Source organism: Olleya sediminilitoris, from assembly GCF_016785945.1.
Taxonomy (GTDB): domain Bacteria; phylum Bacteroidota; class Bacteroidia; order Flavobacteriales; family Flavobacteriaceae; genus Olleya; species Olleya sediminilitoris.
In genome coordinates this window covers 100,596-126,229 of the sequence record NZ_JAEMEF010000009.1, presented here as the reverse complement: position 1 = coordinate 126,229, position 25,634 = coordinate 100,596, and the positions used below count along the sequence as shown (strand labels likewise).

The window sequence follows — 25,634 nt, the reverse complement described above, 5'->3', positions numbered from 1 at the left end:
AGAAGATGAACAATTTTGATTTTAAAAATCCTACAAAAATTATTTTTGGAAAGGACACAATAGAAAAAGTAAAAGAAGAAATTCCTGCAGATGCTAAAGTATTATTGCTTTATGGTGGAGGAAGTATCAAGAAAAATGGTATTTACGACCAAGTAAAAACCGCTTTAGTAGACATTGATGTCACTGAGTTTGGAGGTATTCCTGCAAATCCAGAATACGCTAAACTAATGGAAGCTTTAAAAGTTATAAAAGATGAAAGTATTACGTATTTACTAGCAGTTGGTGGTGGATCTGTAATTGACGGAACTAAATTTTTGTCTGCAGCAGCAGTTTACGATGGTGATACACCTTGGGATATTTTAACCAAAAATATTAGAACCGAAAAAGGCATGCCTTTCGGTACCGTTTTAACATTACCAGCAACAGGATCTGAAATGAATTCTGGAGCAGTAATCACACGTGAAGAAACTAAAGAAAAACTTGCAATGGGTGGACCTGGTTTATTCCCTGAGTTCTCTATTTTAGATCCGCAAGTAATTACGTCTATTCCAGAACGTCAATTAGCAAATGGTTTAACCGATGCGTTTACACACGTTTTAGAACAATACATGACGTATCCAATTGGTGCCTTATTACAAGACCGTTTTGCCGAGAGTATATTACAAACATTAATAGAAGTAGCACCAACGGTTTTAAAAGACCCAACAGATTATAAAGCAGCTTCTAACTTTATGTGGAGTTGTACTATGGCTTTAAATGGGTTAATACAAAAAGGTGTACCAACCGATTGGGCAGTACACGCAATTGGTCACGAATTAACTGCATTATTTGGTATAGATCACGCACGTACTTTAGCAGTTATAGCACCAAGTCATTACAAGTTTAATTTTGAATCTAAAAAGGAAAAATTAGCGCAATATGGTGAACGCGTTTGGAATATAACTGAAGGGAGTACAGACGACAAAGCCTATGCTGCAATTGAAAAAACAGTTGCTTTTTTCCACAAATTAGGTATTGATACGAAGCTTTCAGATTATACTAAAGATTACGAAGGAACCGCAGAAAAAATTTCTGAACGTTTTACAAATCGTGGTTGGACTGGATTAGGTGAACACCAAAGTTTATCTCCAGATAAAGTAGAAGAAATAGTAAAAATGGCTTACTAATAAGCCTTTTTAATTGTCATGATGAATGCAGTCGTAATGCTATAATAGCAAAAATTCTAAGGTTTTCGACTGTATTCAGAATGATGATATTTGATTTTTAAATCATTCATTTTAAATGAAATTATTAAAAACAATAGCTTTAACGCTAACAATAATTACAGCTTTAAGTTGTAAAGAAAACACAAACAACACAACTTCTGAAACCGTTTCAGGAGATAAAATAGAAACCAAAAAAGAAAAAGAAATGAACGTATTATTTGTATTAACATCTCATGATAAATTAGGAGATACAGGGAAAAAAACAGGATTTTGGGTTGAAGAATTCGCAAATCCTTATTACACTTTATTAGACAAAGGTGCTAAAATTACTATTGCAACACCAAATGGAGGTGCTGCACCAATAGATCCAAGTAGTGATTTACCAGATGCTGCAACAGAAGATACTGAGCGTTACAATAAAGATGAAGAAACTAAAGCATTAATTGCAAATACACACAAGTTAGCTGATTTAAATGCAGACGATTTTGATGCTGTATTTTATCCTGGAGGTCATGGACCATTATGGGATTTAGCAAACGATGAAACGTCAATTGCTTTAATTGAAAAATTTAATACTCAAGAGAAGCCTGTAGCATTTGTATGCCACGCTCCTGCTGCATTAAAAGGTGTTAAAGGAACAGATGGAGAACCATTAGTAAAAGGTAAAAAAGTAACAGGATTTACAAATTCTGAAGAAGCTGCTGTTGGTTTAACAGATGTTGTGCCATTTTTAGTGGAAGACATGTTAAATGAAAACGGTGGAATCTACTCTAAAAAAGAAGATTGGGCAGCTTACGCTATCCAAGATGGTAATTTAATTACTGGACAAAACCCAGCATCCTCTGAGTTAGTTGCTGAAAAGTTATTAGAAAGCTTAAAATAAGCTTAATTATATAGTATAAAAAAGGGTTAACCATTTGGTTAACCCTTTTTTTGTTAGTTATAGTTTTATGAATGTCACAGTTTATTTTATAACTTTAATTTATCAAATCCTATTTTATAGATATTTCCATAACCATTTAATGGACTATTAGAGAGTGCTTTCAAAGTTTTTACATGGTCTATTTTATTGTTATTAAGTGGTTTTCTTTCACTTGTAAAATAAAAATTATTTGATTTCCAATCTACAAACGGACAATAATCTAATTTATCAGAGTTTACAGTTTTGCCTAAGTTTTTGGATGCTGTCCATTGCCCTAAACTGTCTTTACGACTGATATACAAATCGCCTCCACCTAAACCATCAGATCTTCCAAAAGAACTAAAAATAAGTATGTTTTCTTCAGGATTTATATAAGCATTAAATTCAAAAGCAGTGGTATTTATTGCTTCAGGTAATAGTTTTGGAGCTTGAAATTTACCATCTTTAAATTCAGACATAAAAATATCTTCTCTACCTATACCAGACGCTTTGGTTGCTGTAAAATATAAATTTCCATTATGACTTAACGATGGATAATACTCATCGGTTTTAGTATTAATAATAGAATCTAAGGCAACTGGATTAGACCAACCATTGTTTACACGATTGCTATACCAAATATTATAATCGTTTCTTGTAGTGTCATTATAAATAGGTCTGTTTGATGCAAAATACAACCGGTTTCCGTTGTTGCTGTAAAAAGGTTCTATATCTTGATATTTACCTGATATATTTAATATTTGTGGCTCAGTCCAAACTCCCTCCTCTTTAGTCAGGTATACTAAACATCTTCTATTTTGTTTGTAATCTCCTAAAGTATAAATAAGCTCATTGCCTTGTGGTGATATTGCCAAATCCCTTTCGTATAATGGTGTAGAAATAACGTGTTCGCCAAACAATGTTAATTGATTAGCAGTTGTTGTAATGTTTATAGTATTTGTTACTGGTATGTCTTTCTTTTTAGTCTTTGTCTGGCAGTTAAACAGAATAAAATTTAATAAGAGGATGGTAATGTATTTTGTTTTGGACACTATTTTTTGATGTTTTGTTAGTTTAAGCTTGGTTGATTGTTTACTTTGTAAGAGTATTAACGGTATTAATTTAAATTCTAGTAAAGCAACTTTTATTTAGAGCGTCATAACACATTATCTCTATTTTTATATAATTTAATAGCCTTAACATATGATACTCCTCCGGAAACTGTCATGTTGGTTAAAAATCTAATTTGTTCTGGGTGATGTTTTTTAATCCAACTTAACAATTCACTTTTATTTTTATCCCAAGTCTGGTAATCAAAATTTAAATAATCTGTTTTAATACTTGCTATTTTATTGTTTTGAAAACTTAGGGTTTGATTCATTACAAATGGTTTTTCATGTAGAAAAGCAATCCGCTTCCCTATCTTTGAAATTTTGGCTTTAACAATGTCATTATCTTTTGTAATTGTTACAACTTTATAGTTGGGTTTAAAAACAGAATCCCACTTTAAAACCTCAAAATATTCTTTTTTAGAATATGTGTTTTTATGTTCCCCTTCTATTGTTATAATTGTGTCTGCAATTAATTTTGATATTTTAGAGTAGTTTGAATTGTTAATACTTTTAAAGTATTGTTTAGCAATCTCTACTCTGTCAATTTCATTTTGAGGGTTTTTACAGGATAGCATTCCTATTGTAAATAGCAATAAAAGGATTATGTTTTTGTTCATTTGTTATCAGGTTTTGTGAAATATTATTTTGTGTGTCACTACTAACTGCGGTAAATTATATTAATATAGGTTGACTTATTTTTAGATTACATTATTAAAAATTAAGCTGGTCTTTCAGGAATGTAAACAACCTTTACTTCTACTTCATTTCCGTAGGTTACTAATATGGAACATAATACAGACACATTTTCTCCGTTATGGGTTGCAGGTTTCATATTAGGCATTTTTCTTAGCACTCTTAATATTTCTGCTTGAACGTTTACTTCAGAATCTCTTACTTTCATACCAGTTAGAGTTCCGTTTTCGTTGATTATAAAAAATGCTTCTACTTGTTTTGGTTCTGATAGATTTAAATCTTTAGTTATACTTAGGTTAAACTCTTGCTTAATAAATGTTGATATTTTATTATTAAAACAGTCTCTTGTTTGTGTTACAGATAAAGCTTCACACCCATTATATATTGGTACAACTTCTACATCTTTTAATAGTATGCTATTGTCGGTAGTAAAAGTTGCTAACCCGTCATCATGAGAGACAATGCTGCATAGACTTGCTAAGGCCTGCTCCTCTTGTTTTGTTATATTACCTTGTGCCATCACTTGTTCTTGAACCGCATTTATTTTTGTTATTAAATCACTTTCTGTGGTTTTTATTGTGTTGGTTTCTTCCTTACAAGATACGCTTAATAAAATAATACAAATTATTAAAAATCTTATTGCATTTTGGAATTCCAATGTTGTGTTACTATAGAGTTTGTGTATCATAAGTTTTTGTTTTTATTACTTGTTGCTAATGGTTTTGTGTATGATTTAGTTATGTGTTTAAGTTAGTAAATAAAAATTAAATAGAAAATCTGAAGGATTTTTGTAAATCAATTAGGTCTATGCCAATTAAATAGTCACATTTTAACGTTATGCGCTTAACTAATTAAGTTGCTAATTACGATTAGTGCTAACTGACTTTATGCTATTATGCTTTAAACCTATTATAAGCATACTATAACTATACTATAAACACGTTTTAACCATGCTATAACCACGCTATAACCTATATTGAAACATCTTGCAAACCCCTTGTAAACAGCTGCATAACAGCTGTTTTGTGTTGTTTTTGATTTTATAGCAAAAAAGGCAGAAATTATTACTTTGAATTGTACGACATTATGTTAATTAAAAGCGTTGTAAACACAATGGTTCTTGTTGGATAATTTATGAACGCTTAGTAGCCAAAGGAAAGGGAAAAAGTTAGTAATAAACTTTTAACAGAAGCTTTTGTTATGTCAAAATCAGGACTTAGTTATGATAATAATTACAGAAGTGTTTTATTAAACAATTAATGCGTTTTTACTTGATTTTTAACACAGTACTTTGTTACCACACGTTTTTATTCTAAATCAGATAATAAAAGCTATTAATTAATATTCCAATTATTAAAGAAATTCCGAATAAACTGTAACTTTTTTTAATCGATATTTTATTCCGAATTAGTTTTATTCCATAAAATATATTCGCTAAACACAAGAATATATTAATATACAAAACCCAATCAGGATACATAAAAGCAAACAGAATATCTGTAAAATGATAATAGTAGTAAAGAGTTGCCATTTGATATATCCAGAATATCGATAGTATTATCTGAATTAGACCTAAAACAATATTATTTTTCGTTTTCAATTCTGTATTTTAATTTAATTTCTGATTTTCTAATTCCGTAAACTTTTGTTTGTCAGTTGGCAAAATATCCACTAATTCAAATAGTTTTTTATCCAATAAATTAAAGTCAACCAGACTTAAATAAAGATCAACAACATTTCGGTCAATCATTACTTTTCCGCTTCCAGCCCAATGTCGGTCAGTTCCGTTTTTCTTTATTCCAGAAACCCAATATTCATCTCCGCTTTCAATGTCGTAATAATTTCCTGCGATTCCTTGTGCATTTGAGTTTTTAAGAGCCTTTCCGTTAAAGTAAACAGTTCTACCAGATTTGGAAAATTCCGCCATTCCAATCCACGCAGGTCCAGTATCTCCAAATCCGCTTTTCAATTCTATATATTTTAATTCAGGTTTCATTTTTTCTCAAATGAGTGGTAACGGTCTTGTGTATGAAACGTAGCGTATAAATGAACGCTAACCTTTCGGATATAGCACGAGCCGAATTTTTTTATTTTTATGTTTAATTTTCTATTCTAAATATAACCAAATAAAAAATTTGGCGTACTTTGTAAATATACAAAACCTCTCGTAAAGCCTATAATAGCTATGTTTTATACACGTTGTTACCTGCTGGCTTTTCTCAGCCTCTTATCAACTAAAGCTAAATATTTCATTCCATTTTGATTTGGAATATCAGTATCATTTTCAATTTGAGTAGCAGCATATATTGCTCCAGCTAAAGCAGTTGCACCTCCAATTATAGCTCCATCTGTTCCAGCAGTAGCTAAACCAATTGAACTTGAAACAATTCCGCACACAGTACCGAAAAAGACTTTACCAAATTTGCTTTCTCCCATTTTTGCACTTAGTTCCAATTTACTATGCTCTAAGTCTTTAATCGTTTCTATGAATAAAGGACTTTCTTCTTCTATATTTGGATTTAAAGCGATTAATTCGACTTTAGTTTTAAAAGCGTTCAAAATATCTCTATGCTTATCCTTAAACTTTCTAAGTTGCATTAAATCGATATTTTCAGGAAATGGTATTAGTTGGTCTAAAATAGTTTCTCTTTTATGTTGTTCTTTCTGTTTGGTTTTAAAAACTTTCTTCGATTTTGTTGCGAGTGTAAACCGTTTGTAAAAAACATCGGTGGTTGGTAAATAATTGAGTTTTTTACCAACTACTGAAGCCAAGTATGTCATCATTTCGTTAGCTGTCTTTTGCTCAACAATAAACCATTCGTAGTTTTCCCTTTTAGCTAAACCTATTTCTTCTAGATGATTAAAGAGTTCATTGTCAAATTTATTTACGCTAATTCTTGGTCCATTCAGCCTAAATTTATTTTCATTTATTCTTCCATACCTACCTCTTTCAAATCTATGTAAACGTGACTGTAGTTTGAAATTTTTACTTTTTGTATAATCTATAAAAGGTTTTGATAATTGGAATGGTTCATCTAAAACCTCCATTGGATTTATTGGAATTACTAATTCATTTTGAACCAATTCTCGCATAAATGGTTCATAGTTTTCAGGTTCGTAAAAGTAGTTTTGAGGAACAATCGAACCTACTGTTTCATAATATAATAGAGAACGAGTTGTCCAATCCGTTCTTGGAATATTTATGTAAGGATAGTATAATAAATTTTCCATAGTTTGGCTTTTTGTCTTATATAAATAATCTGTAATCATATGTTCTACCTTCAAATCTTGCAAGTAGTTTTCCAATTCTCGCAATCTTATTTGATGAGTCGATAGTTGAAGGAAGCTTTGAGTATAAATCCAATGAATTCCAATTCATTTTAGTTAAGCTTAAAATTTCTGTTGAAATTAAGTCAATATTAGATTCTCCGTAATGCTTAGTTATTTTTACTGGTGCTGGGATACTTCTACCTCCTAAGTAGAATTTATAATTCGGTTGTCGAACAGAAGGAACAATTCCGTGAGTCCATAATAGGGCAGTGTGTTTATTCGTTACAATACAAGTTCCTCTTGAAATGGGAAACTTATCTACTTGTAATTCTTTATTATATACGCTCATTGCTACAAAACGTGCATCTGGTTCAAAACTGATTTCAACAAGGTCTATTTTTTTGATTCCAGCTTTATGTAAACTAGCTTTAATTCCGTCTATTTCATCTTGTGTAAACTTTGTTCTTTTGTGTATAACTACTCTTTCAGGAAGTTTATCTAGTGATTCGTAAAACAACTCTCTAATTGAAACTCCAAATTGAAAAGCATCTTTAAATGATAAAAAAGGATTGTTTTGCTTATCAAGGAAATAGTTGTCGATTTTAGATAACTTATATTTTAAACCCTGACCGTTTGAATCATATATGTGACTACAACCAATAACAATTTCTGATTTATCTTTTATTTTAGAGATACTATACCCAATTCCAGCATATGCTGTGTTTTTTTCCTGATTATTTAAAATCCAAGGTGTTCTTAAAGATTTCACATAAAATGATAATGATAACCACCAATTAATTTGACAAGTTAAATTGTCTTCTAATGTTTTCTCTCTAATTAATTGTGTTGCAATTCCTTTTGAAGCAGCAAATGCTTTTACATAATCGTGTAAATCAAAACTTTCTTCTTTGTTTACAAAACTTTCAAAATTTTGCCATTCGTTTGGAATAAAAATAACGATTGTACTTTGACTTTGGGTATTCGCTATTTGTTCAATTTTTGAAGTAATAAGTCTAGCGAGTTTAATTGCATTTTCGTGTGCTTCAAGTTCATTTTCACCTCTAAAATCAATATCTAACCAACTTCCATCATTCTCATAGTATGGAATGTTTAATGGTATATTATAAATTGAAGAAAAGCCAGGGTAATCTATTAAGTAATCAGGGTTTTTATTATCAGTTGAGTGTTTTGTTTGTAGTTTAGAAAGAAAGGTGTAAAAGTTATGTGAATATTTCTCTCCACAAATAACGGATAAGTTTATTTCATTAGATAATATTACTCCATTTAGATTAACATCATAAGGACGATTATTTACTAAACCTCTCATTGGATGGTAATCTTTAAATTCCATATCTGATGAAATGTTTCGAAAAACAAGTTGTGGTTCTTTAAATTGCACACCTTTAAATTGAGTATGTCTATTATCGTATTCTTTTGGTGCGTAACCTCTAAATTTAGGGTCTAGAACATTTATTTCTCCAAAAGCTGTACTTGCAGATATTTGAAATTCAAGACCACTACCTGATTGAAGAGGATATTCAAATTTTATTCTTGGTTTATCAAATAAAAGCTTATTCCAGTTTTCTAATATTTCGTCATACTTATTGTTATATAATTTCTCTAAGTTGTATTTACTAATGGTTAGTTTTTCTGTTTTTGAAATTTCTTGGTCAGAGGTTAAGTTTATAGTTGGTGTAAAAGTTAAGTAACCAAAGCTTTTGTTTTTATCAAAGTAAAATGAAAGAAATATTGCTTTATGTATTTTGATGCCCTTATATTCACTTTCATTCGAAGTTAACCATATTTTATTTTTATTATTCGTGGAAATTCTTTTGTCATTGGCAAAATGTTTCAAAATTGCTTGCAGCATTAAAGACTTGAAAGCTGATACATTTTCTACATCAAATTTACTTATAGATTCTCTTTTTATATCACTTTTTAAAAGACCATTAAATGCTTTTGAAATATCGGTTAGTGTTCCTATGGCAAATACTTTTCTTTTAAAGGGGACTGCACAAATATTATTTGTTTGACAAATTGTTTTTAAAAAACTCCAAGGTTTTTCTTCCTTATAGTCAATTTCAAATTGAAATACCTCTTTTGGGAAAACAACAGGATGTAAATTACTTTTAATATATTTCCCTGTATTTGAAAAATTTAAATGAAACTCTGTTTTTAAATACTCTTCATTTTCTGAGCTTTCAAGTGCATTTTGAATTTCTTGTGAAAGAGAATTATTATCCTCAAATGCTGATTTAGCTAAATGAATTATAGTCTTATCAAATCCGTCTGTTGTTACGTAATGGGCTTCTCTTCCAGAATCCCGAACATTCCTAAGCAACTTAGCTACTTCGTCCGATATTTCACTTCCATAACCACACCAATAAAGTCTTCCAGCTCCTTTCCGAGTGAAAGCTTTTGTTAATGCGTCCATTAAAGATTTATCTCTTCCACTATAACCAGTAATTATCAAATTTTTATCTAGATGATAACTAGAAAGATTTTCAATAAACACTTCATTTTGAGAATCTAACTCTTCTACTGTATTTTTTAATGAACTGAATTTATAATCACCATGAAGAGCGATTGCAAGAAGTTCCTTGTTGCTTTGATTCCGATAGATTCTATCTACATTATCTAGATTTATTTCTATTGGTGTAAGTTTGTTCTGATGAGCTGAACGAACAATAAGTCCGTCAAAATTAGTAGTCCAAACAGACTTGATGATATTATGTTCTGCAAGTAAGCATAATAGTTTATATCCAATATAGGGCTCTTTATTTTCTATTAGACTTAAAAAGTATTTTCTTCTATCATCACTAATTGGATATGCCTTTTCTGCAAAAAAGGAATATTCTTCATTAGAGTCTAATTCAGGATATTCTCCTTGACTATCCAGCCATTTTTGTATGCTTTTTCTAACAGAATCCTCTTTGTAATTTTTATAATAATCAGATGCGTTTATATTCTTAGAGAGATAAATGTCTTTTTTCCATTCCCAAATACAGTCATATGCAGATTGAATTCCTGAACTTATTGAAGCACCAGCTCCTAACAAGATTGAATGAGGAACATCAGTATTTCTTTTAAAAGACCTTAAAAAAGCATCATAATCTAGTCTTAATTCTTCTGTCATTCAGTTTGTTTTTTTTAGCTTGCAGGTAACGTGTTTGTGTATGGTTAGTTGCGTGTTTGAGCAACTAATTTAGTAAACAAAAACGAACTCGATAAAATACCGAAGGAATTTTCCAAATAAACACTTGCCCAAGCAATTAAATATACACGTTGTTAGCAAACGTTTTTTTATTCCTTAATGAATTTAATTGATCTTCCGTTTTTCAATTTCAAGAAGTACAATCCACTTGTTAAGTCCTCTATGTTAATTTTCTCATTATCAATCGCACTTCCGTTATAAACTTCAGCACCCAAATTGTTATAAATGGTATAAACTTCTGATTTAATTAATCCAGAAATTTGAATATAGTCAATACAAGGATTCGGGAATAGTTTTACAGTTGTTTCAGATATAGTAAAATTATCAACACCTAAAGTACTACTGGTAATATCAACTTTAAACATAAAATCATTCGTCGTAAATTCTGTTGTATTACTGTATGCACTTCCTGCTGGATATATACTTGAGTTTGTTAGCCTTGTAGCAAAGGTGCCACTAATTATAGCCCAAGTATATGTTGAATTATTAGTAAGCGAAATATTTAAAGCAGAAAAATCAAAAACTAAATTACGTTCAGTAGTTGAAGTCGCCGCAGTTGTAGTAGCGGTAGCAGAGCCTAATAGAGTTCCTCCGTTTCCTGCTCCAGAATATACTCCTATAGTTGCAGTTTGCCCATCTGTAATTGCTAAAACAGATATTTTATCTAATGTACCATTTCCACAAGCAGTCCAGCTATTTCCTATTCCAATAGTAGGAGAGAAAGCAGAAGTAAGGGTAGTAAAATTAGCATCAGTAACCGTGCCTCCATCATTTGAATCAAAAGAGCACTGAGAATAAGAATTAGAAATTGAAAAAATAGTTAGTAAAAGAAAAGATAGTAGGTAAGTAGTTTTTTTCATAGTAGAATAGGTTTTTATAATTAAAAAATAAATTAAATGTAAAAAAATAAATCAAGTTATTAAATAGACTTTATCTTTTTCAAATGTTTGCTAACTGTTTATATAACAACTAACATGGTTGTTTTTGGGGTTATATTTCCCGTTATGACAACTTTTAGTAACTTATATTAAATAAGTTTTATTTTATTATAGTTGTATTATTAAAGGCTAAATTACAATAATGCACTTGCAAGTACAATACGTATAACTACGTATTTTTTTGCCTGTGTTTATTTTGTGTTTTGATAGGTAGTTGTAATTAAGTGTTTAATTATTAGACCTTTTATGACAGGACAGTTGTTTTTAAGTAACCTTAAAATAACTATTTATAAATTGTACTAAAAATAAAGAAAACGCCTTACAAGGCAATTATAGAAGTCTGTTTTTAAAATTTATTGGCTTGTGCAACGGTTACTATTGTTAGCTATAGTTTTTTGTTTCTACTTATGGCGAATATCAGAGTTGAATTAGGTAATACCTTTATAGTTTTTCTAATTTTATTCTCGTAATTATTCATTAGTTTTACTTCTTGTGTAAATTGTAGCATTAGATATTCAGTACTTTTTTCAGATATATAAGTGTATTTAAGTCCTTTAATTATGAAATCACAAGCACCATCAATTAGGTTTAAATAATAATATTCTCCTTTTAGTTTAATTCCAAAGGAGTTTGCATAAGCATAAGTTTCGTATTTTATTTCTGTTTTTCCGCTTGTTGTGTTTCCTTTATACTTTTTACGACTTACATCGTACACTTTGTGTTCGTCTTTTTCTATTTCTAATTTAGCAAAACTTCCTTGAAAATCTAATAGAGATTGCAAGTTTAAAGTGTTCTTTCATTATTTTCTGGTCGTTTTAATTACTGCCAACTTGTGTTATACTCACCTTTTTACATCAAAAAGATAAAGTGACTAACAAATTAGGCTTCTAAATTAGTCATTATTACATAATACTAAAATTTAGGCACAAAAAAAGGCCACCTTCTTAGGTAGCCTTTTTTAATTGTAATGGATATATATTAGATAACTTTTACGTTTACTGCATTTAATCCTTTGTTTCCTTCTTTTAAATCGAATTCAACCTCATCTCCTTCTCTAATCTCATCGATTAATCCAGAAATATGTACAAAATGGTCTTTATCAACTCCTTCTTCAGTTATGAAACCAAATCCTTTTGTGTCGTTGAAAAATTTTACTGTACCTCTACTCATTGTAATATAATTTATTTTATTAATACTTAATAGTTTACAAGTATAATGCCAAATATTGATACTTCAATTTTTTTATTCAATTATTTTTCATTTTTATTACAATGATAACTTTAAATTCATTTTAAATATGCATTAAATTAACCTTTATTACTAGGTATTGTTTGCATAACTTATATTTTACTAGTGATTACGTGTTTATTTAAGCCTATTAGTAATTAATCTGTTTAAAGTACAATGGTATTATTAAAATACATAAAAGACCAAGTATTAAGCTTGGTCTTTTATAATTGTTACTATTTAATTGGTATTATTAACTATTGTTAAGCATTATTGCTTTGGTGTTAACAAACTCTGTGATACCAAAACCACCATGCTCGCGTCCATAACCAGAATCTTTAATACCACCAAATGGCATATTTGGATGTGCTAATCCGTAAGAATTAATGTTTATCATACCTGTATGAAAATGATTTTTGGCTAATTGTATTGCTTTGTCCTCATCTTTACTAAAAATTCCGCCTCCTAGTCCAAAACGACTATCGTTAGCTATTCTCATGGCATCCTGATCATCTTTAGCTTTTATAAGTGATGCTACTGGTCCAAAAAGCTCGTCATCATAAGCTGGTTGTCCAGGTTTAACGTTTCCTAATACAGTAGATGGGTAATAATATCCTTTTGTATCTGGTATTGTACCACCACATAAGACCTCTGCGCCTTTATTAACGCTTTCTTCAACTTGATTATGTAGTTTGTCTCTTAAATCTTTTCTGGCTACAGGACCTAATTTAGAGTCCTTGTCCATTGGGTCTCCATGATTAATTTGCGACATGCCCTTTACAAAAGCTTCTTTAAATTGATCATAGACTTTGTCTACAACTACAAAACGTTTTGCTGCAACACAGGTTTCTCCGTTATTGTAAGTACGACCAAACACACTAGTTTTTACAGCTAAATCCACATCTGCATCCTCTAAAACTAAATAAGCATCGTTACTCCCTAATTCTAAAACCGTCTTTTTTAAAGCTTTTCCTGCTTTTTGTGCGATATACTCACCTGCTTTAGAGCTACCTGTAAGCGTTACACCTCTAACTAGTTTATGCTCTATAATTTTATCTGACGTGTCATGATCTATAATTAAAACAGTGAATAGGTTTTTAGGTAAACCAGCGTCTTCAAATACTTTTTTAAGCATTAAGGCAGAACCAGTAACATTTTTAGCGTGTTTTAATAGGACTCCGTTTCCTGCCATTAGGTTAACTATGGCATATCTTATGGCTTGATATAATGGGAAATTCCATGGTTGAATACCATAAATAACACCTAGAGGTGCTTGTTGTATGATACCTTTACCACCATTTTCCATGGTTCTGACTTCGTCTTCTAGTTTTTTTCTACCTTCGGTTGCAGTATACTCACAAATACCAATACACAATTCAATTTCTTCATGACTTTGCTTGACTAATTTACCCATTTCTTGGGTCATAAGTTTTGCGTTATCGTCTTTTACTTTTTTAAGTTCTTCGCCAATGGATTTTACTATTTCAGCACGATGATCTAAAGATTTAAGTCTCCAGTCTTGATAGGCTTTATCACAGTTGTTGACTGCTTTTAAAGCGTCTTCTTCTGTCATGTAATCATAATGCTGTATTTCTTTTTCTGTTGCTGGATTTATAGTTGAAAATCCTTTATTTGATGTCTTTGTCATATTCTTTTTCATTTTCTTTTTAATTAATACTAGTCTATCGGGTTGTTAGGTATTACGCCTCTCCTCTAGCAGGATAATCTGCTTTTAAGATGTAATCAATACCTCCTAATACGTCATTAAAACTTGGACGTCCAAATGGCATAGATTGTAAAGATTCCCAATACACGGTTTGGTCAGGTGTTAGTAAAAACAAGCCTGGTTCTGTAAACAGTTCTGGTTCGTCCTTAATCCCTTCCGAAATGAATAAACCCCATTGTCTTGCTTCGTCTATAGACAAACCATAACCTAATGGTATGTTTGCTATCTCCCACTCGTCATGTGTTGCTTTTGCAACCGTTTCTGTATCACTACTTATGGCTATGATATTTACACCACGCTCTGTAAACTTGCTCACCTTTTTTTGAAGTTCTTCTAACTGAGACTTACACACTGGACAGTGTTTACCTCTGTAAAATAATATTAAGGTGAAATTTTTTGGCGATTGGTCACTTAACTTCCAAGTGGTGTCGTTTACTAATTGTATTTCTAGTTCTGGTGCTTTTTCTCTTGGTTTTATCATTGTATTGTATTTTTATTAAAAGCGAAAGTTGATTGGTTAACCGAAACCTTAGGCTTTTGTGATTATAATTTTGTTTACACAAAGGTCTTAAGTATTACCAGTAAAAGCATTATACAATTATACAAGTGTGTTATAGGATTATCATGTTTTTAGAATATAAAAAAGCCTCAAGATATTATTGATATCTTGAGGCTTTTAAAATTTAGAACTAAAATTATTTTATATAGTATACACACGTACTTTCTTTTTCTTAAGTCGTGTATTGTTTATTTTGTCAATAATACTGTTTGATTTAGCCTTTGGTACTGCTACAAATGCGCAATCTTGTTTAAGCTCTATGACTCCAATTTCTGATTTTTCAAGATGACATTGTTTAAATAACACTCCAGCAATATCTCCTTTTGATATTTTATCTTTTCGTCCTCCTGAAATAAATAAGGTGGTCCAATCCGTAGCCATCTTGGTAAGCTTTCCTTTTGGTGTTACTGTGTCATCAACAGTGATAAAATCTGGTAAACGCTCTTCTTCCCATTGTAATACGTAAGCTGTCCCTTCTGTATTCATACGAGCTGTACGACCATTACGATGGGTAAATTCTTCGGCTTTTAAAGGCAATTGATAATGAATGATATAATTAAGCTCTGGAATATCTAAACCACGTGCAGCCAGATCTGTAGCAATTATAATTTGGTGTGTCCCGTTTCTAAACTTAATTAAAGCACGCTCTCTATCTATTTGTTCCATACCGCCTTGAAAACAACCATGCGCAATATTATTTTTATTTAAAAAATCGCTTACATATTGTATGGTGTCTTTGTAATTACAAAAAACAATACCAGGTTTGTTACCAATGTCATGTAAAAGATCGACTAAGGTTTGAAGCTTATTTTTGTCAGGAGACAATACGTGCTTAATCTGTAATTTTGAAATTTTAGTATCCGAATAATCTATAATGATTTGGTTTTCTAAACCTACAAAACGTGGAATGTCCATATCTTGAGTTGCAGAAGTAAGGATTCGTTTTTTTATGTGAGGCAAATTATTGATAATTTGACTCATTTCCTTTTCAAAACCAACTTCTAAAGACTTATCAAACTCGTCTAAAACCAACGTGTTTATATTATCTACAGCAAAAGTCTCGCGACGTAAATGATCTGCAATACGACCAGGAGTACCAATAATTATAGCAGGTGTATGTGCTAAGTCAATTTTATCTTTACTAAAAGGACGTCCTCCATACACTGCATTGGCTTTAAAACCAGAACCCATTGTGCGCACAACTTGCTCTATTTGAATGGCTAACTCACGTGAAGGCACTAAAATTAATAATTGAACCTCATTACAATTAGGGTCTAAAGCTGTAATGGTAGGTAATAAAAAGGCTAGTGTTTTACCTGTCCCTGTTGGTGATAATAGCACAGTGTTTTCTGTATTAGCAATAGATAACAGTGCTTCTTCCTGCATTGGATTAAGTGCTTTGATATTTAATTTATCTAAAATATCTTGTTGTATCTTTAAATAATTAGACATAATTATTGTTTCTTTTTTACCTTTTTAGTGGTTTGCTTTTCTACAATAGTATTGCTTTCTGCTATATAATTAGCCAAGATTTTATCTACTAATTCTTCTTTTGTTAAATGATGAAATATAGTTTTGACTTTTGCTTTAAAATCTTCAGGAATATCACGATTAGGTTTTGTTTTAAAGATCTTTCTTGCCCATAATAATCCGTTATTTTGCTCGATGCTTTTAGCATCTGCTTTTTGATATTGCTTAAACGTGATCCCTAACTCATCTTCAAATTCTGGAATATCTTGTACTTCATCTTCTTGAATTACACTTAACGCTAACCCCTTTGCTCCTGCTCTAGCTGTACGACCACTTCTGTGGACATAAGCTTCATAAGTATCTGGTAAATGATAATTTACAACAAAAGCTAAATCTTTAACATCTATACCACGAGCAGCTAAATCTGTTGCTACTAAAATATTAATGTGACCCTCACGAAATTGTCCCATAATACGATCACGAATTCCTTGTGATAAACTTCCGTGAATAGCACCTGATGAAAATTTATTAATTGCTAAGTTTTTTGCTAATTTGTTAACTGCCGCTTTGGTTTTACAGAAAATGATACCACGTTGCCCATCGTTGGAGTTTAAAAAATGCATTAAAACATTTAGTTTTTCAATAGGCTGTACAACTACAAACTGATGCTCTATACCTTGATGCCCTACAGTTTGCATATCCGCTTCAATTGTAGTTACTGTTTTAGCCAAGCTGTTTTGTACCAATTGTTTTATGGTTCCTGGCATTGTTGCAGTAAATAACAACGTACGCCTTGATTTTGGTAAGGCTTTAATAATAGCCTCAAGCCCTTCTTTATGTGCGCTAACCATTTCGTCTGCTTCATCTAAAACAAAATAATTAATTTGACTGACATCAATAGCTTTACGATCTATAACATCTGCTAAACGACCTGGAGTAGCAACTACAATATGGGTTTGCTGTTTAAGTCTTTCTATTTGAGGTTTTATAGGTATACCACCAAAAACACCTGTAATTGACACTGCTAACTCTTCAGAATTAAAACTGTCTAAATTTTTTAAAATCTGTTGTCCTAATTCTCTTGTTGGAGCTAATATAACTGTTTGAATGTTGGTATTCTCTGGATTTACAAGTTGTAATAGCGGTAATCCAAATGCTGCGGTTTTACCAGTACCCGTTTTTGCAATAGCGACAATATCATCCTTAGAATTAAGGATTACAGGAATTGCTTTAGATTGAATATCTGTAGGAACAGTGATGTTTAAATTAGATAACGTGTTATTTATTACACTATTAATTCCTAAACTAGAAAACGAATTTGACATATATTAAATTTTGTACAAAGATAGCTTGTAAATTTAAAAGAACACACAAAGCAACAGTAGTTTAAGTATAGTAAATAAAAAAGCTTTATGAGTTACCATAAAGCTTTAAAGGATTTGCTATCAATCTATTTACAAAACCTAACTATTACTTTCAATAAAGTTAGTAATATCTTCTACTGTTATTTTTGGGTTTGCACCTTCACTACCTGCTACAATAGCTCCAATTGCACATGCAAAATCTATAGCTTCTTGTGGATTATCATTATTTAATAACTTATTGATTAAAGTTGCTAAAAATGAGTCTCCTGCTCCAACTGTGTCTATGACTTGAATTGGGTAACCTTCGTTATAATAAAACTCATCATAATAATACAGAATAGCACCTTTATCTCCTTTTGTAACACAAATAGACTTGGTATTTGTCTGTTCTGCAATATATTTGATTTTATCTTCTAAGGATTGTTTATCAAATTGCATATCAGCACAAACCATATCAATCTCGTCATCATTAAATTTAATAAAATCAGCTTCATCCATTAAATCCTTAACAATATCTATATCATAATAAGGTGGTCTTAAATTGACATCAAATATCTTGTTTTTTGCAATTTTTAAAAGCTCATACAAGGTATGCTTTGTCGTACTTTCTCTTGCAGCTAAACTACCATAAACAAAAGCATCTGCATCTAAAGTAGCTTGTTTAGAAGCTTCGGTTAACTGGATATTATCCCAAGCTCTAGGATATTGTATATCATAAGTTGCCTGACCATCTAAATCTAAGGCTACTTTTACTTTTCCCGTTTGAAGTGTGTCATCAATCTGAAGGCTTTCGGTATTAATCCCTTTGTCTACAATAAAAAACACTCCTTTTTTACCTAATTTATCTTTACCTATTCTACTAATGATAGAGACATTATTATTTAATGATTTTAATCTAATTGCAAAATTTAGAGGTGCACCTCCAATTTTTTTGTGAGTAGGAAAAACATCCCATAATACTTCTCCAAAACAAACTATATTTTTCATACTACTTTATTATTAATAAGTACTATTAATACTTTTTAAATTATCTTCAATATTTTTATTTGTGATATCTTCATAGGCATTTACAAATGCTTTAGTAAAGACAGGATTCTGTTTTAAAGTTCCAAAAACCGATCCCAATTCTAAAAATGCAATAGGATTATGTTTTGCCTCTTTCGCTTTTTCACCTAATTCTTGTTTTAAAGCGTCCTTTATGATTAAAGCGTCTCCATTTTCATTAGTACCCAAACTATAAATAGCCCAAGCTGCTGTTACAAATGCTGCCAATCCTATATCTCCTTTATTTTCTAATTGTGATTGAATGGTTGGTAGAATAAAAATTGGATATTTTGCTGAAGTTTCCGAACAAATACGATCAATTTGATCTTTAATATTGATGTTTCCGAAGCGCTCTAACAATGATTGCTTGTAGGCTTCTAAATCAACACCTTCTAAATCCCCTAAAGTTGGCGTTACTTCTTCATCCATATAATGCTTTAAAAAGGCTCTGATATTTGGATTATTAACCGCTTCATCAATAGTATTGTAACCCATTAATGCACCTAAAATCCCTAATACTGAATGTCCAGCATTTAATAAACTTAGTTTCATTTTCTCATAAGGCACAACATCTTCAACAAACTGTGCTCCTACGTTTTCCCAAGCTGGTCGTCCTGCAATAAAATCATCTTCAATAACCCATTGTTTAAAAGGTTCGCAAACTACAGGCCAAGCATCATCGATACCAGACGTTTCTTTAAGATGTGTAATATCTTCTGCTGCAGTTACAGGTGTAATTCTGTCTACCATTGCATTTGGAAAAGAAACATTTTCGTTAATCCAATCTACTAAAGCTGGTTCTGCTTTAGACACATAACTTAATAGCATATTTTGTGTCATGTAACCATTACCTTGAATATTATCACAAGACTGAATAGTGATTCCTTTTAATCCACGTTCTTGTCTTAATTTTAAAGCTTGTGTTAGGTAACCAAATATTGTTTTTGGTGCATTAGGGTGTTCTAAATCGTGAATAATTAACGGATTTGTAAAATCGAATGTTTTGGTTGCTTCGTTATAATTATAACCACCTTCCGTAATGGTTAAAGTGATGATTTTAACCTCTGGACTCGCCATTTTCTCAATGACCTTTGTTGGATTTTCTGGAGCAAACAGATATTCTGTTATCGCACCAATAACACGTTTAGTATGTGTGCCATCTAATTCTTTAACAATTAAAGTATACAAACCATCTTGTTCCTTTAGTGTGTTGTATATTTTAGTGTCAAAATCTAATAAAGCTACACCACAAATTCCCCAATCTTTTACGCTTTCGTCTTGTAATAGTTGATCGGTATAAAAAGCTTCATGCGCTCTATGAAATCCGCCAATACCAACATGTACGATTCCTGTTTTAATATCAGATCTACTATACTTTGGTATTGCAATTCGTTCTCCAATTGCAGAAAGGTTTTTCGTATTTAATTTTAAGTTTTCCATTACAGAATATATATTTATTTGCTTTCGAATCTTTGTAATAATACTGCGAAAATGATGATAGCGCCTTTAACCACTTGTTGTGGATAGGAAGGCACATTTAATAAGTTTAAAATGTTTCCTATTAATCCTAAAATAAGCACACCCATTAAGGTGTTTATTGCAGTTCCTTTTCCTCCGTTTAAACTTGCTCCACCAATAACTACAGCAGCAATAGCGTCTAGCTCCCAAGCCATTCCCATGTTTGGAGATCCTAAGTTGGTTCTAGAAGCCACAATAATAGCAGCAGTTGCAGCTAAAGCACCAGAAATGGCATAGACTAAAAATTTATATTTATTGACTTTAATACCAGATAAACGAGACGCTTCTTCATTACTACCAATAGCGATTATTAATCGTCCAAAAACATTGTAACGTAGCATAACCATAGTGCAGATAACGATGATAAAAAATACAATTGCAATATTAGGAATACCCAAAGTTGAGTTGTTTGCAAAGTTAGACATGTATTGTCCTCCAACTGTTGTGAATGTAACAGGAGACCCTTTAGAATAGATAAAACTTAAACCTCTAGCAATAGTCATTAATGCTAAAGTTGCCACAAAAGGTGCCATTTTTTGATAAGCAACGAGGTAACCAGAAACACTTCCTAAACCAAAGCCAATCACTATAGTCATTAAAATAGCCAATGGTAAAGCAAAAATATTAACCAAAATAGCAAAGGCAACCGCTAATAATGCTACCATAGACCCAACCGATAAATCAATACCACCTGTAAGTATTACGATTAGCATACCTATGCTAATAATACCAATACCAGATACTTGTTTTAATAAATTTGAAAGGTTGACAGATGTAAAAAACACATCCGAAATTAGTGCAGAAAAAATTACTAATAATATAAAAATGAATATTGTATTATACTTGACTAAGAACTTTAGTATGCCTCCTGGAGTACTAAGTTGTTGTTTTAATGTTAAAGCCATAACGTTAATGTTTAATTAGTTTAGTTATTTTGTTTTAAAGGTTCTCCAATGGAGTATCGTAAAATGTTTTCTTCTGAAAATTGTTCTTTTTGCAATTCGCCATAAATAGTACCTTCATGCATTACCAAAATACGGTCAGAAATGCCCATAATTTCTGGCATATCGGAAGATATTACAACAACACCAACCCCTTTTTTAGCAACCTCATTAATAAGGTTATAGATTTCAATTTTTGCACCTACATCCACTCCTCTAGTTGGTTCATCAATAAAAATGACTTTACTATCAATACTTAACCATTTCGCTAAAGCTACTTTTTGTTGATTTCCACCACTAAGATTTTTCACATTAACCTCAGAGTTAGGTGTTTTGATGTTTAATTTTTCAATTAAACCTAATACCTTTTTGTATTCGTTTTCTACATTTATAAAACCTAGTTTACTAGAAATAGATTTAAAACTAGTCACACTAATATTTCTTCTTATAGATAGTGGTAAAAACACACCTTCCTCTTTTCTATCTTCGGAAACAAAACCAATTTGATAACCAGCAGCATCTACAGGAGAATTCGTTTTTATTTCATTTCCTTCTAAAATTAAAGTTCCAGATTTCTTTTTATCTGCACCAAAAATTAATTTTGCAGTTTCTGTTCTTCCGCTTCCACCTAAACCAGCAATACCAAGAACTTCACCTGGTTTTACATTAAAAGAAACATCATTTACTATAGTTTCTTTGGCAGTTAAATTTTTTACTTGAAATATTGGTACCTCTCCAATTTTATTCTCTCTTTTTGGATACAAATCTTTTAATTCACGACCAATCATTAAGTGAATTACGCCATCTTTATCTGTTTCTGAAATAGGCATACTTCCTGTATCTAAACCATCTCTAAGTACAGTTACTGTATCTGCTATTTTGAAGATTTCGTCTAAATGATGCGATATATATATAATGGAAATACCTTGTTCTTTTAATTTGAAAAGAATTTGAAATAATTTTTTTACATCTTTAGGATCAAAAACTGTTGTCGGTTCATCTAAAACCAAAATTTTAGTGTCTTCTGAAATAGCTTTAGCAATTTCAACCACTTGCTTTTGTACAATACTTAAGTCTTTTACTTTTGCGGAAGCATCAATTTTAAAGTCCAAAGAATCTAATAATTCTTGTGCATCCTGAATTAAGCCTTTCCAGTTCATCCAAGATTTACTAGCACCTAATTTGTGTAAATAAATATTTTCTGCAACCGATAAATCATTCACTAAAGACAATTCTTGATAGACTACATTAATCCCTAAAACCTGACCTTCATGTGTGTTTTTAGGTTTAATTTCCTCTCCATTTAAAACCACTTTACCAGCATCTTTTTGATGCACACCACTTAATATTTTAATTAAAGTAGATTTTCCAGCACCATTTTCACCTAATAATGCATGAATTTCTCCTGACTTTACTTTTAAATTCACATCTTTAAGTACAGAAACAACTCCAAAACTTTTGGAAATTCCTGACATTTCTAGACGATATTCGTTTGTTGAATTTTTCATGTCTAATAAATTAAAAGATTGCGTTTGGATTGTAGTACTTAGCAGCATTCTCTTTGGTAATTAATAAAGGTGCTGTGTATGATTTTTTATCAAAATCGGTTTTACCATTCATATATTCTACAGCATATTGTACTGCATTTTTACCAATTTGTACAGGACTATTCATTGCTGTACAACCATAAAAATCGGTTTCCATGATATATTTAATGGCTTCTTTTTGACCATCTGCACCAGCAACAATTAAAATATCATCGGTTTTACCAGCTTGTGCAATCGCTTTAATAGCACCTAATACACAAACATCCGATTCTGTAATGACTACATTAACATCTGGATGTGCTACTAAAATATCTTCCATAGCTTTCAGTCCTCCTGCATAAGACCATTCTGTATACGCTTGTGTTTTTACATTTAAGTTAATTTTACCAAGCGTACGTAATTGTTCTTCGGTAATCCCTTGTAATAAACCTTGTTTACGTGTACGACCCACTGGGTTTCCTGCATTTCCGCTTAATAAAGCAATATTCATAGGTTTGTTTCCAAACTTTTTTGCTAACCATTCTCCTGCTAATTCACCATTAGCCAAGTTATTAGATTGTATAGTGGTTACAAATTCTGCTTCAGGACTAATAGAACTATCAATAATAAAAACAGGTATACCAGCAGCTTCTGCCAATTTAGTGACGCCAACCAAGGCATCTGGATCTTTAGGGTTTAATAATAAAGCATCCACGCCTTTGGTAATTAAATCTTCAACAGCAGCAATTTGCTTATTAATATCATCTTGACCATCAGCCGATAAAAATGTCATTCCATTTTTTTCTGTAGTAGATTTTATGCTTTGCCATAATGCTTGATAGTAAGGCGCATTTAGTGAAGGTGAACAATAGCCTATTTTTTTACCGACTAAATCGATTTCGCTTTTAAACACATCTCCAATGTCTTCATGAGAATTTGAAGATGTGTTTACATCATTTAATTGCTCTGCACAACCAGAGCACAATAATACAAGTACAACCATTGACAATGTCAATTTAAAAGTATTAACTATAGTAGTTTTAGTTTTCATAATTAGTTTGTTTATGATTTTAACACAATGAAAGTTAAGGGATTATATTTAGCTATTAAAATAAAGTAAGGTCTAATTGGATGACTGTTTTTTCTTGTTCAGGATTCCACATTAAAGTCACATCCACAGGTACTTTATATTTATAAATCTCTAATTGTTTATTAAATGTAGCACCAACATTAATAAGGTTTCCTGCACCTTGAGTATAAAACGTTTTATCTGTAATAAAAGACCAAGCTCCTCCTGCAAATAGAGACAAGCTAGAGTTACTATTTTGCCATACTTTGCTGCTAACCTCAAAATAATGTGTCCAAGAGTTTTCTAAATCTCCATTATCTTGTACTTCATAATCTCCAGAACCACCATTTATAATAGTAGCAAAATATAATAATGTGTTTGGTGTTACATTATAACCAAAATTTAAATCTACAAAGTTGTAACCTTGTGTTTTGTCGTAACTCCAGTAACTTAACTTATCACCTCTTTCTTCAACTCCTGTATAGTTATTATGAGTTACAGCTTCAATAAAAAATTTATCTGAAAAACGGTATTTTGTATAAATTGAAACTTCTTTATAATAAGCACTTTCGTTTTCACCAGTAACTATATTATCTACATCTACGGTAGAGAAACTTGCTCCTCCCCAAAAACCAAAAGTGAATTTTTTATTTTTAGAGTTGTATTCTAAACTACTCGCTATCATAGCTCCTGGATGTACTACAAATCCGTGCCAAGTATGCATATTTTTTAGATGTGCACTAATACTAAACGGAGAATACTCTTCCTTTTCTTCTTCTTGGGCAGAAACTATATTTAAAGTGAAACAGGCTAAAAGACATAAAACGATTGTAGTTGTTTTTGATTTTTGGTTCATAATTAAAGTAGTTTTAGTTAGTTTATTTATAAACGTCATAATTACGTTTGTTTTTCAAATGTATTATAAAAAAAATTACAAAACCTAATAAATAGCAAAAAAAGTATGTTAAATTAACATTTATGTATGCTATATTGACTTTATGGTGTCTATTATTCAAATAAAAAGTGTTATTATTGCTAATGTGAATTTGACGTTTAATTAAAGTTAATACAAGTTTTTTAGATTAATTTTTCGTTATTTATTGAAGCTGAGATAATTATGAAGCCTGAAAAAATATTAAACATATCGGTAGATTGCGTTGTATTTGGATATGATACAACTACTAAATCTTTAAACGTTTTAATGATAAAGCGTTACCTAAAAGATAAACAAAAAATTTTAGTTAATGACTATGTATTAACTGGTTATCATGTATATACGCATGAAAAACTGGATGATACAGCCACTAGAGTCTTGAAGGAATTGACTGGGTTAACAGATCAGTATAAAAAACAATTTAAGGTATTTGGAGACCCAAACCGTTTGTCAAATGAAAAAGATTTAATTTGGATTAAAAATGAAGAGTTTAATTTAAGAACCATTACCGTTGCCTATTATTTTTTACTAAAAACTGAAGATGTAGATTTAAGCAAGAACACTAATGATGCCGAATGGTTTCCGGTGAATGAGTTACCGCAAGTTGGATTTGATCATGAAAAAATTATCATGGAAGCATATGATGATTTAAAAGAAAAATGTCTGTCAGAGCCTATTATATTTGAGCTTTTACCTGATAAATTTACTATTAATGAAGTTCAAGATTTATACCAATCTATATTAGGTATTGAAATTGACAACAGAAATTTTAGACGTAAACTAATAAATAAAAAATATATTATTGCTTTAGACGAAAAACAAATAGGTGTATCCAAAAAACCTGCGCAATTATATATGTTTAGTAAGGATATTTATGATAAAGTTTTTCAGAAAAACTATTTAATAACTATTTAAAAATAAAA

General features: G+C 31.0%; 22 protein-coding genes. 3 read left to right on the top strand and 19 right to left on the bottom strand.

Annotated features, from left to right (window positions below):
- Nucleotides 1-5: 5 nt before the first annotated feature.
- Nucleotides 6-1,166 carry an iron-containing alcohol dehydrogenase gene (locus tag JAO71_RS11140; RefSeq protein WP_203000849.1) on the top strand — a complete coding sequence of 387 codons (1,161 nt, stop codon included), beginning with the start codon at nt 6-8 and terminating at the stop codon, nt 1,164-1,166.
- A gap of 115 nt (nt 1,167-1,281) precedes the next feature.
- Nucleotides 1,282-2,088, top strand: a complete 807-nt coding sequence (locus JAO71_RS11135) for a type 1 glutamine amidotransferase domain-containing protein (protein WP_203000847.1) — start codon at nt 1,282-1,284, stop codon at nt 2,086-2,088.
- Between the two features lie 86 nt (nt 2,089-2,174).
- Here JAO71_RS11135 and JAO71_RS11130 read toward each other — a convergent pair whose 3' ends face one another.
- The 19 genes from JAO71_RS11130 to JAO71_RS11040 form a co-directional block, all read right to left on the bottom strand.
- A complete protein-coding gene (locus tag JAO71_RS11130; protein WP_203000845.1) occupies nt 2,175-3,158 on the bottom strand; it encodes a TolB family protein in 984 nt (327 codons plus the stop codon).
- A gap of 104 nt (nt 3,159-3,262) precedes the next feature.
- Nucleotides 3,263-3,835 (bottom strand): hypothetical protein, encoded by a 573-nt coding sequence (locus tag JAO71_RS11125; protein ID WP_203000843.1) that lies wholly within the window; start codon nt 3,833-3,835, stop codon nt 3,263-3,265.
- Between the two features lie 101 nt (nt 3,836-3,936).
- On the bottom strand, nt 3,937-4,599 hold the full coding sequence (locus JAO71_RS11120; RefSeq protein WP_236011261.1) for a hypothetical protein: 663 nt from the start codon (nt 4,597-4,599) through the stop codon (nt 3,937-3,939).
- A 921-nt stretch (nt 4,600-5,520) separates the two neighbouring features.
- Nucleotides 5,521-5,907 (bottom strand): hypothetical protein, encoded by a 387-nt coding sequence (locus JAO71_RS11115; RefSeq protein ID WP_203000841.1) that lies wholly within the window; start codon nt 5,905-5,907, stop codon nt 5,521-5,523.
- Nucleotides 5,908-6,113: 206 nt separating this feature from the next.
- Nucleotides 6,114-7,142 carry a kinase gene (locus JAO71_RS11110; RefSeq protein WP_203000839.1) on the bottom strand — a complete coding sequence of 343 codons (1,029 nt, stop codon included), beginning with the start codon at nt 7,140-7,142 and terminating at the stop codon, nt 6,114-6,116.
- Between the two features lie 16 nt (nt 7,143-7,158).
- The gene (locus JAO71_RS11105; RefSeq protein ID WP_203000837.1) at nt 7,159-10,317 is read right to left on the bottom strand and encodes an SIR2 family protein; all 3,159 of its coding nucleotides are present in this window, start codon (nt 10,315-10,317) and stop codon (nt 7,159-7,161) included.
- Nucleotides 10,318-10,484: 167 nt separating this feature from the next.
- Nucleotides 10,485-11,255, bottom strand: coding sequence for a T9SS type A sorting domain-containing protein (locus JAO71_RS11100; RefSeq protein WP_203000835.1), 771 nt, complete (start codon nt 11,253-11,255; stop codon nt 10,485-10,487).
- Nucleotides 11,256-11,718: 463 nt separating this feature from the next.
- Nucleotides 11,719-12,114: a hypothetical protein gene (locus JAO71_RS11095; protein ID WP_203000833.1), complete on the bottom strand. Its 396-nt coding sequence runs from the start codon at nt 12,112-12,114 to the stop codon at nt 11,719-11,721.
- Nucleotides 12,115-12,311: 197 nt separating this feature from the next.
- A complete protein-coding gene (locus JAO71_RS11090) occupies nt 12,312-12,503 on the bottom strand; it encodes a cold-shock protein (protein WP_028289761.1) in 192 nt (63 codons plus the stop codon).
- 310 nt (nt 12,504-12,813) lie between these two features.
- Nucleotides 12,814-14,208 (bottom strand): NAD-dependent succinate-semialdehyde dehydrogenase, encoded by a 1,395-nt coding sequence (locus JAO71_RS11085; protein ID WP_203000831.1) that lies wholly within the window; start codon nt 14,206-14,208, stop codon nt 12,814-12,816.
- A gap of 52 nt (nt 14,209-14,260) precedes the next feature.
- Nucleotides 14,261-14,767, bottom strand: coding sequence for a peroxiredoxin-like family protein (locus tag JAO71_RS11080; protein WP_203000829.1), 507 nt, complete (start codon nt 14,765-14,767; stop codon nt 14,261-14,263).
- Nucleotides 14,768-14,986: 219 nt separating this feature from the next.
- Nucleotides 14,987-16,297, bottom strand: a complete 1,311-nt coding sequence (locus tag JAO71_RS11075; protein ID WP_203000827.1) for a DEAD/DEAH box helicase — start codon at nt 16,295-16,297, stop codon at nt 14,987-14,989.
- Between the two features lie 2 nt (nt 16,298-16,299).
- The gene (locus JAO71_RS11070) at nt 16,300-17,640 is read right to left on the bottom strand and encodes a DEAD/DEAH box helicase (RefSeq protein ID WP_203000825.1); all 1,341 of its coding nucleotides are present in this window, start codon (nt 17,638-17,640) and stop codon (nt 16,300-16,302) included.
- A 138-nt stretch (nt 17,641-17,778) separates the two neighbouring features.
- Nucleotides 17,779-18,666 carry a carbohydrate kinase family protein gene (locus tag JAO71_RS11065; RefSeq protein WP_203000823.1) on the bottom strand — a complete coding sequence of 296 codons (888 nt, stop codon included), beginning with the start codon at nt 18,664-18,666 and terminating at the stop codon, nt 17,779-17,781.
- 12 nt (nt 18,667-18,678) lie between these two features.
- On the bottom strand, nt 18,679-20,163 hold the full coding sequence (locus JAO71_RS11060) for a mannitol dehydrogenase family protein (RefSeq protein ID WP_203000821.1): 1,485 nt from the start codon (nt 20,161-20,163) through the stop codon (nt 18,679-18,681).
- Nucleotides 20,164-20,177: 14 nt separating this feature from the next.
- Nucleotides 20,178-21,146: an ABC transporter permease gene (locus tag JAO71_RS11055; RefSeq protein WP_028289768.1), complete on the bottom strand. Its 969-nt coding sequence runs from the start codon at nt 21,144-21,146 to the stop codon at nt 20,178-20,180.
- Between the two features lie 20 nt (nt 21,147-21,166).
- Nucleotides 21,167-22,690, bottom strand: a complete 1,524-nt coding sequence (locus JAO71_RS11050; RefSeq protein WP_203000819.1) for a sugar ABC transporter ATP-binding protein — start codon at nt 22,688-22,690, stop codon at nt 21,167-21,169.
- Between the two features lie 10 nt (nt 22,691-22,700).
- Nucleotides 22,701-23,759, bottom strand: a complete 1,059-nt coding sequence (locus JAO71_RS11045; RefSeq protein ID WP_116822715.1) for a substrate-binding domain-containing protein — start codon at nt 23,757-23,759, stop codon at nt 22,701-22,703.
- A 55-nt stretch (nt 23,760-23,814) separates the two neighbouring features.
- Entirely contained in the window at nt 23,815-24,633 is an 819-nt protein-coding gene (locus JAO71_RS11040) for a hypothetical protein (protein WP_236011259.1), read from the bottom strand.
- Nucleotides 24,634-24,894: 261 nt separating this feature from the next.
- On the opposite strand from JAO71_RS11040, the gene JAO71_RS11035 reads away from it, so the two are divergent.
- Nucleotides 24,895-25,626 carry an NUDIX hydrolase gene (locus JAO71_RS11035; RefSeq protein ID WP_203000817.1) on the top strand — a complete coding sequence of 244 codons (732 nt, stop codon included), beginning with the start codon at nt 24,895-24,897 and terminating at the stop codon, nt 25,624-25,626.
- Nucleotides 25,627-25,634: the final 8 nt, after the last annotated feature.

Bases quoted from the DNA above. Each gene is read 5' to 3' on its own strand.
- JAO71_RS11035 (WP_203000817.1), top strand. From the start codon at position 24,895: ATGAAGCCTGAAAAAATATTAAACATATCGGTAGATTGCGTTGTATTT.
- JAO71_RS11140 (WP_203000849.1), top strand. From the start codon at position 6: ATGAACAATTTTGATTTTAAAAATCCTACAAAAATTATTTTTGGAAAG.
- JAO71_RS11135 (WP_203000847.1), top strand. From the start codon at position 1,282: ATGAAATTATTAAAAACAATAGCTTTAACGCTAACAATAATTACAGCT.
- JAO71_RS11080 (WP_203000829.1), bottom strand. From the start codon at position 14,767: ATGATAAAACCAAGAGAAAAAGCACCAGAACTAGAAATACAATTAGTA.
- JAO71_RS11105 (WP_203000837.1), bottom strand. From the start codon at position 10,317: ATGACAGAAGAATTAAGACTAGATTATGATGCTTTTTTAAGGTCTTTT.
- JAO71_RS11050 (WP_203000819.1), bottom strand. From the start codon at position 22,690: ATGAAAAATTCAACAAACGAATATCGTCTAGAAATGTCAGGAATTTCC.
- JAO71_RS11100 (WP_203000835.1), bottom strand. From the start codon at position 11,255: ATGAAAAAAACTACTTACCTACTATCTTTTCTTTTACTAACTATTTTT.
- JAO71_RS11040 (WP_236011259.1), bottom strand. From the start codon at position 24,633: ATGAACCAAAAATCAAAAACAACTACAATCGTTTTATGTCTTTTAGCC.
- JAO71_RS11070 (WP_203000825.1), bottom strand. From the start codon at position 17,640: ATGTCAAATTCGTTTTCTAGTTTAGGAATTAATAGTGTAATAAATAAC.
- JAO71_RS11055 (WP_028289768.1), bottom strand. From the start codon at position 21,146: ATGGCTTTAACATTAAAACAACAACTTAGTACTCCAGGAGGCATACTA.
- JAO71_RS11065 (WP_203000823.1), bottom strand. From the start codon at position 18,666: ATGAAAAATATAGTTTGTTTTGGAGAAGTATTATGGGATGTTTTTCCT.
- JAO71_RS11120 (WP_236011261.1), bottom strand. From the start codon at position 4,599: ATGATACACAAACTCTATAGTAACACAACATTGGAATTCCAAAATGCA.
- JAO71_RS11085 (WP_203000831.1), bottom strand. From the start codon at position 14,208: ATGACAAAGACATCAAATAAAGGATTTTCAACTATAAATCCAGCAACA.
- JAO71_RS11045 (WP_116822715.1), bottom strand. From the start codon at position 23,759: ATGAAAACTAAAACTACTATAGTTAATACTTTTAAATTGACATTGTCA.
- JAO71_RS11110 (WP_203000839.1), bottom strand. From the start codon at position 7,142: ATGGAAAATTTATTATACTATCCTTACATAAATATTCCAAGAACGGAT.
- JAO71_RS11090 (WP_028289761.1), bottom strand. From the start codon at position 12,503: ATGAGTAGAGGTACAGTAAAATTTTTCAACGACACAAAAGGATTTGGT.
- JAO71_RS11115 (WP_203000841.1), bottom strand. From the start codon at position 5,907: ATGAAACCTGAATTAAAATATATAGAATTGAAAAGCGGATTTGGAGAT.
- JAO71_RS11075 (WP_203000827.1), bottom strand. From the start codon at position 16,297: ATGTCTAATTATTTAAAGATACAACAAGATATTTTAGATAAATTAAAT.
- JAO71_RS11060 (WP_203000821.1), bottom strand. From the start codon at position 20,163: ATGGAAAACTTAAAATTAAATACGAAAAACCTTTCTGCAATTGGAGAA.
- JAO71_RS11125 (WP_203000843.1), bottom strand. From the start codon at position 3,835: ATGAACAAAAACATAATCCTTTTATTGCTATTTACAATAGGAATGCTA.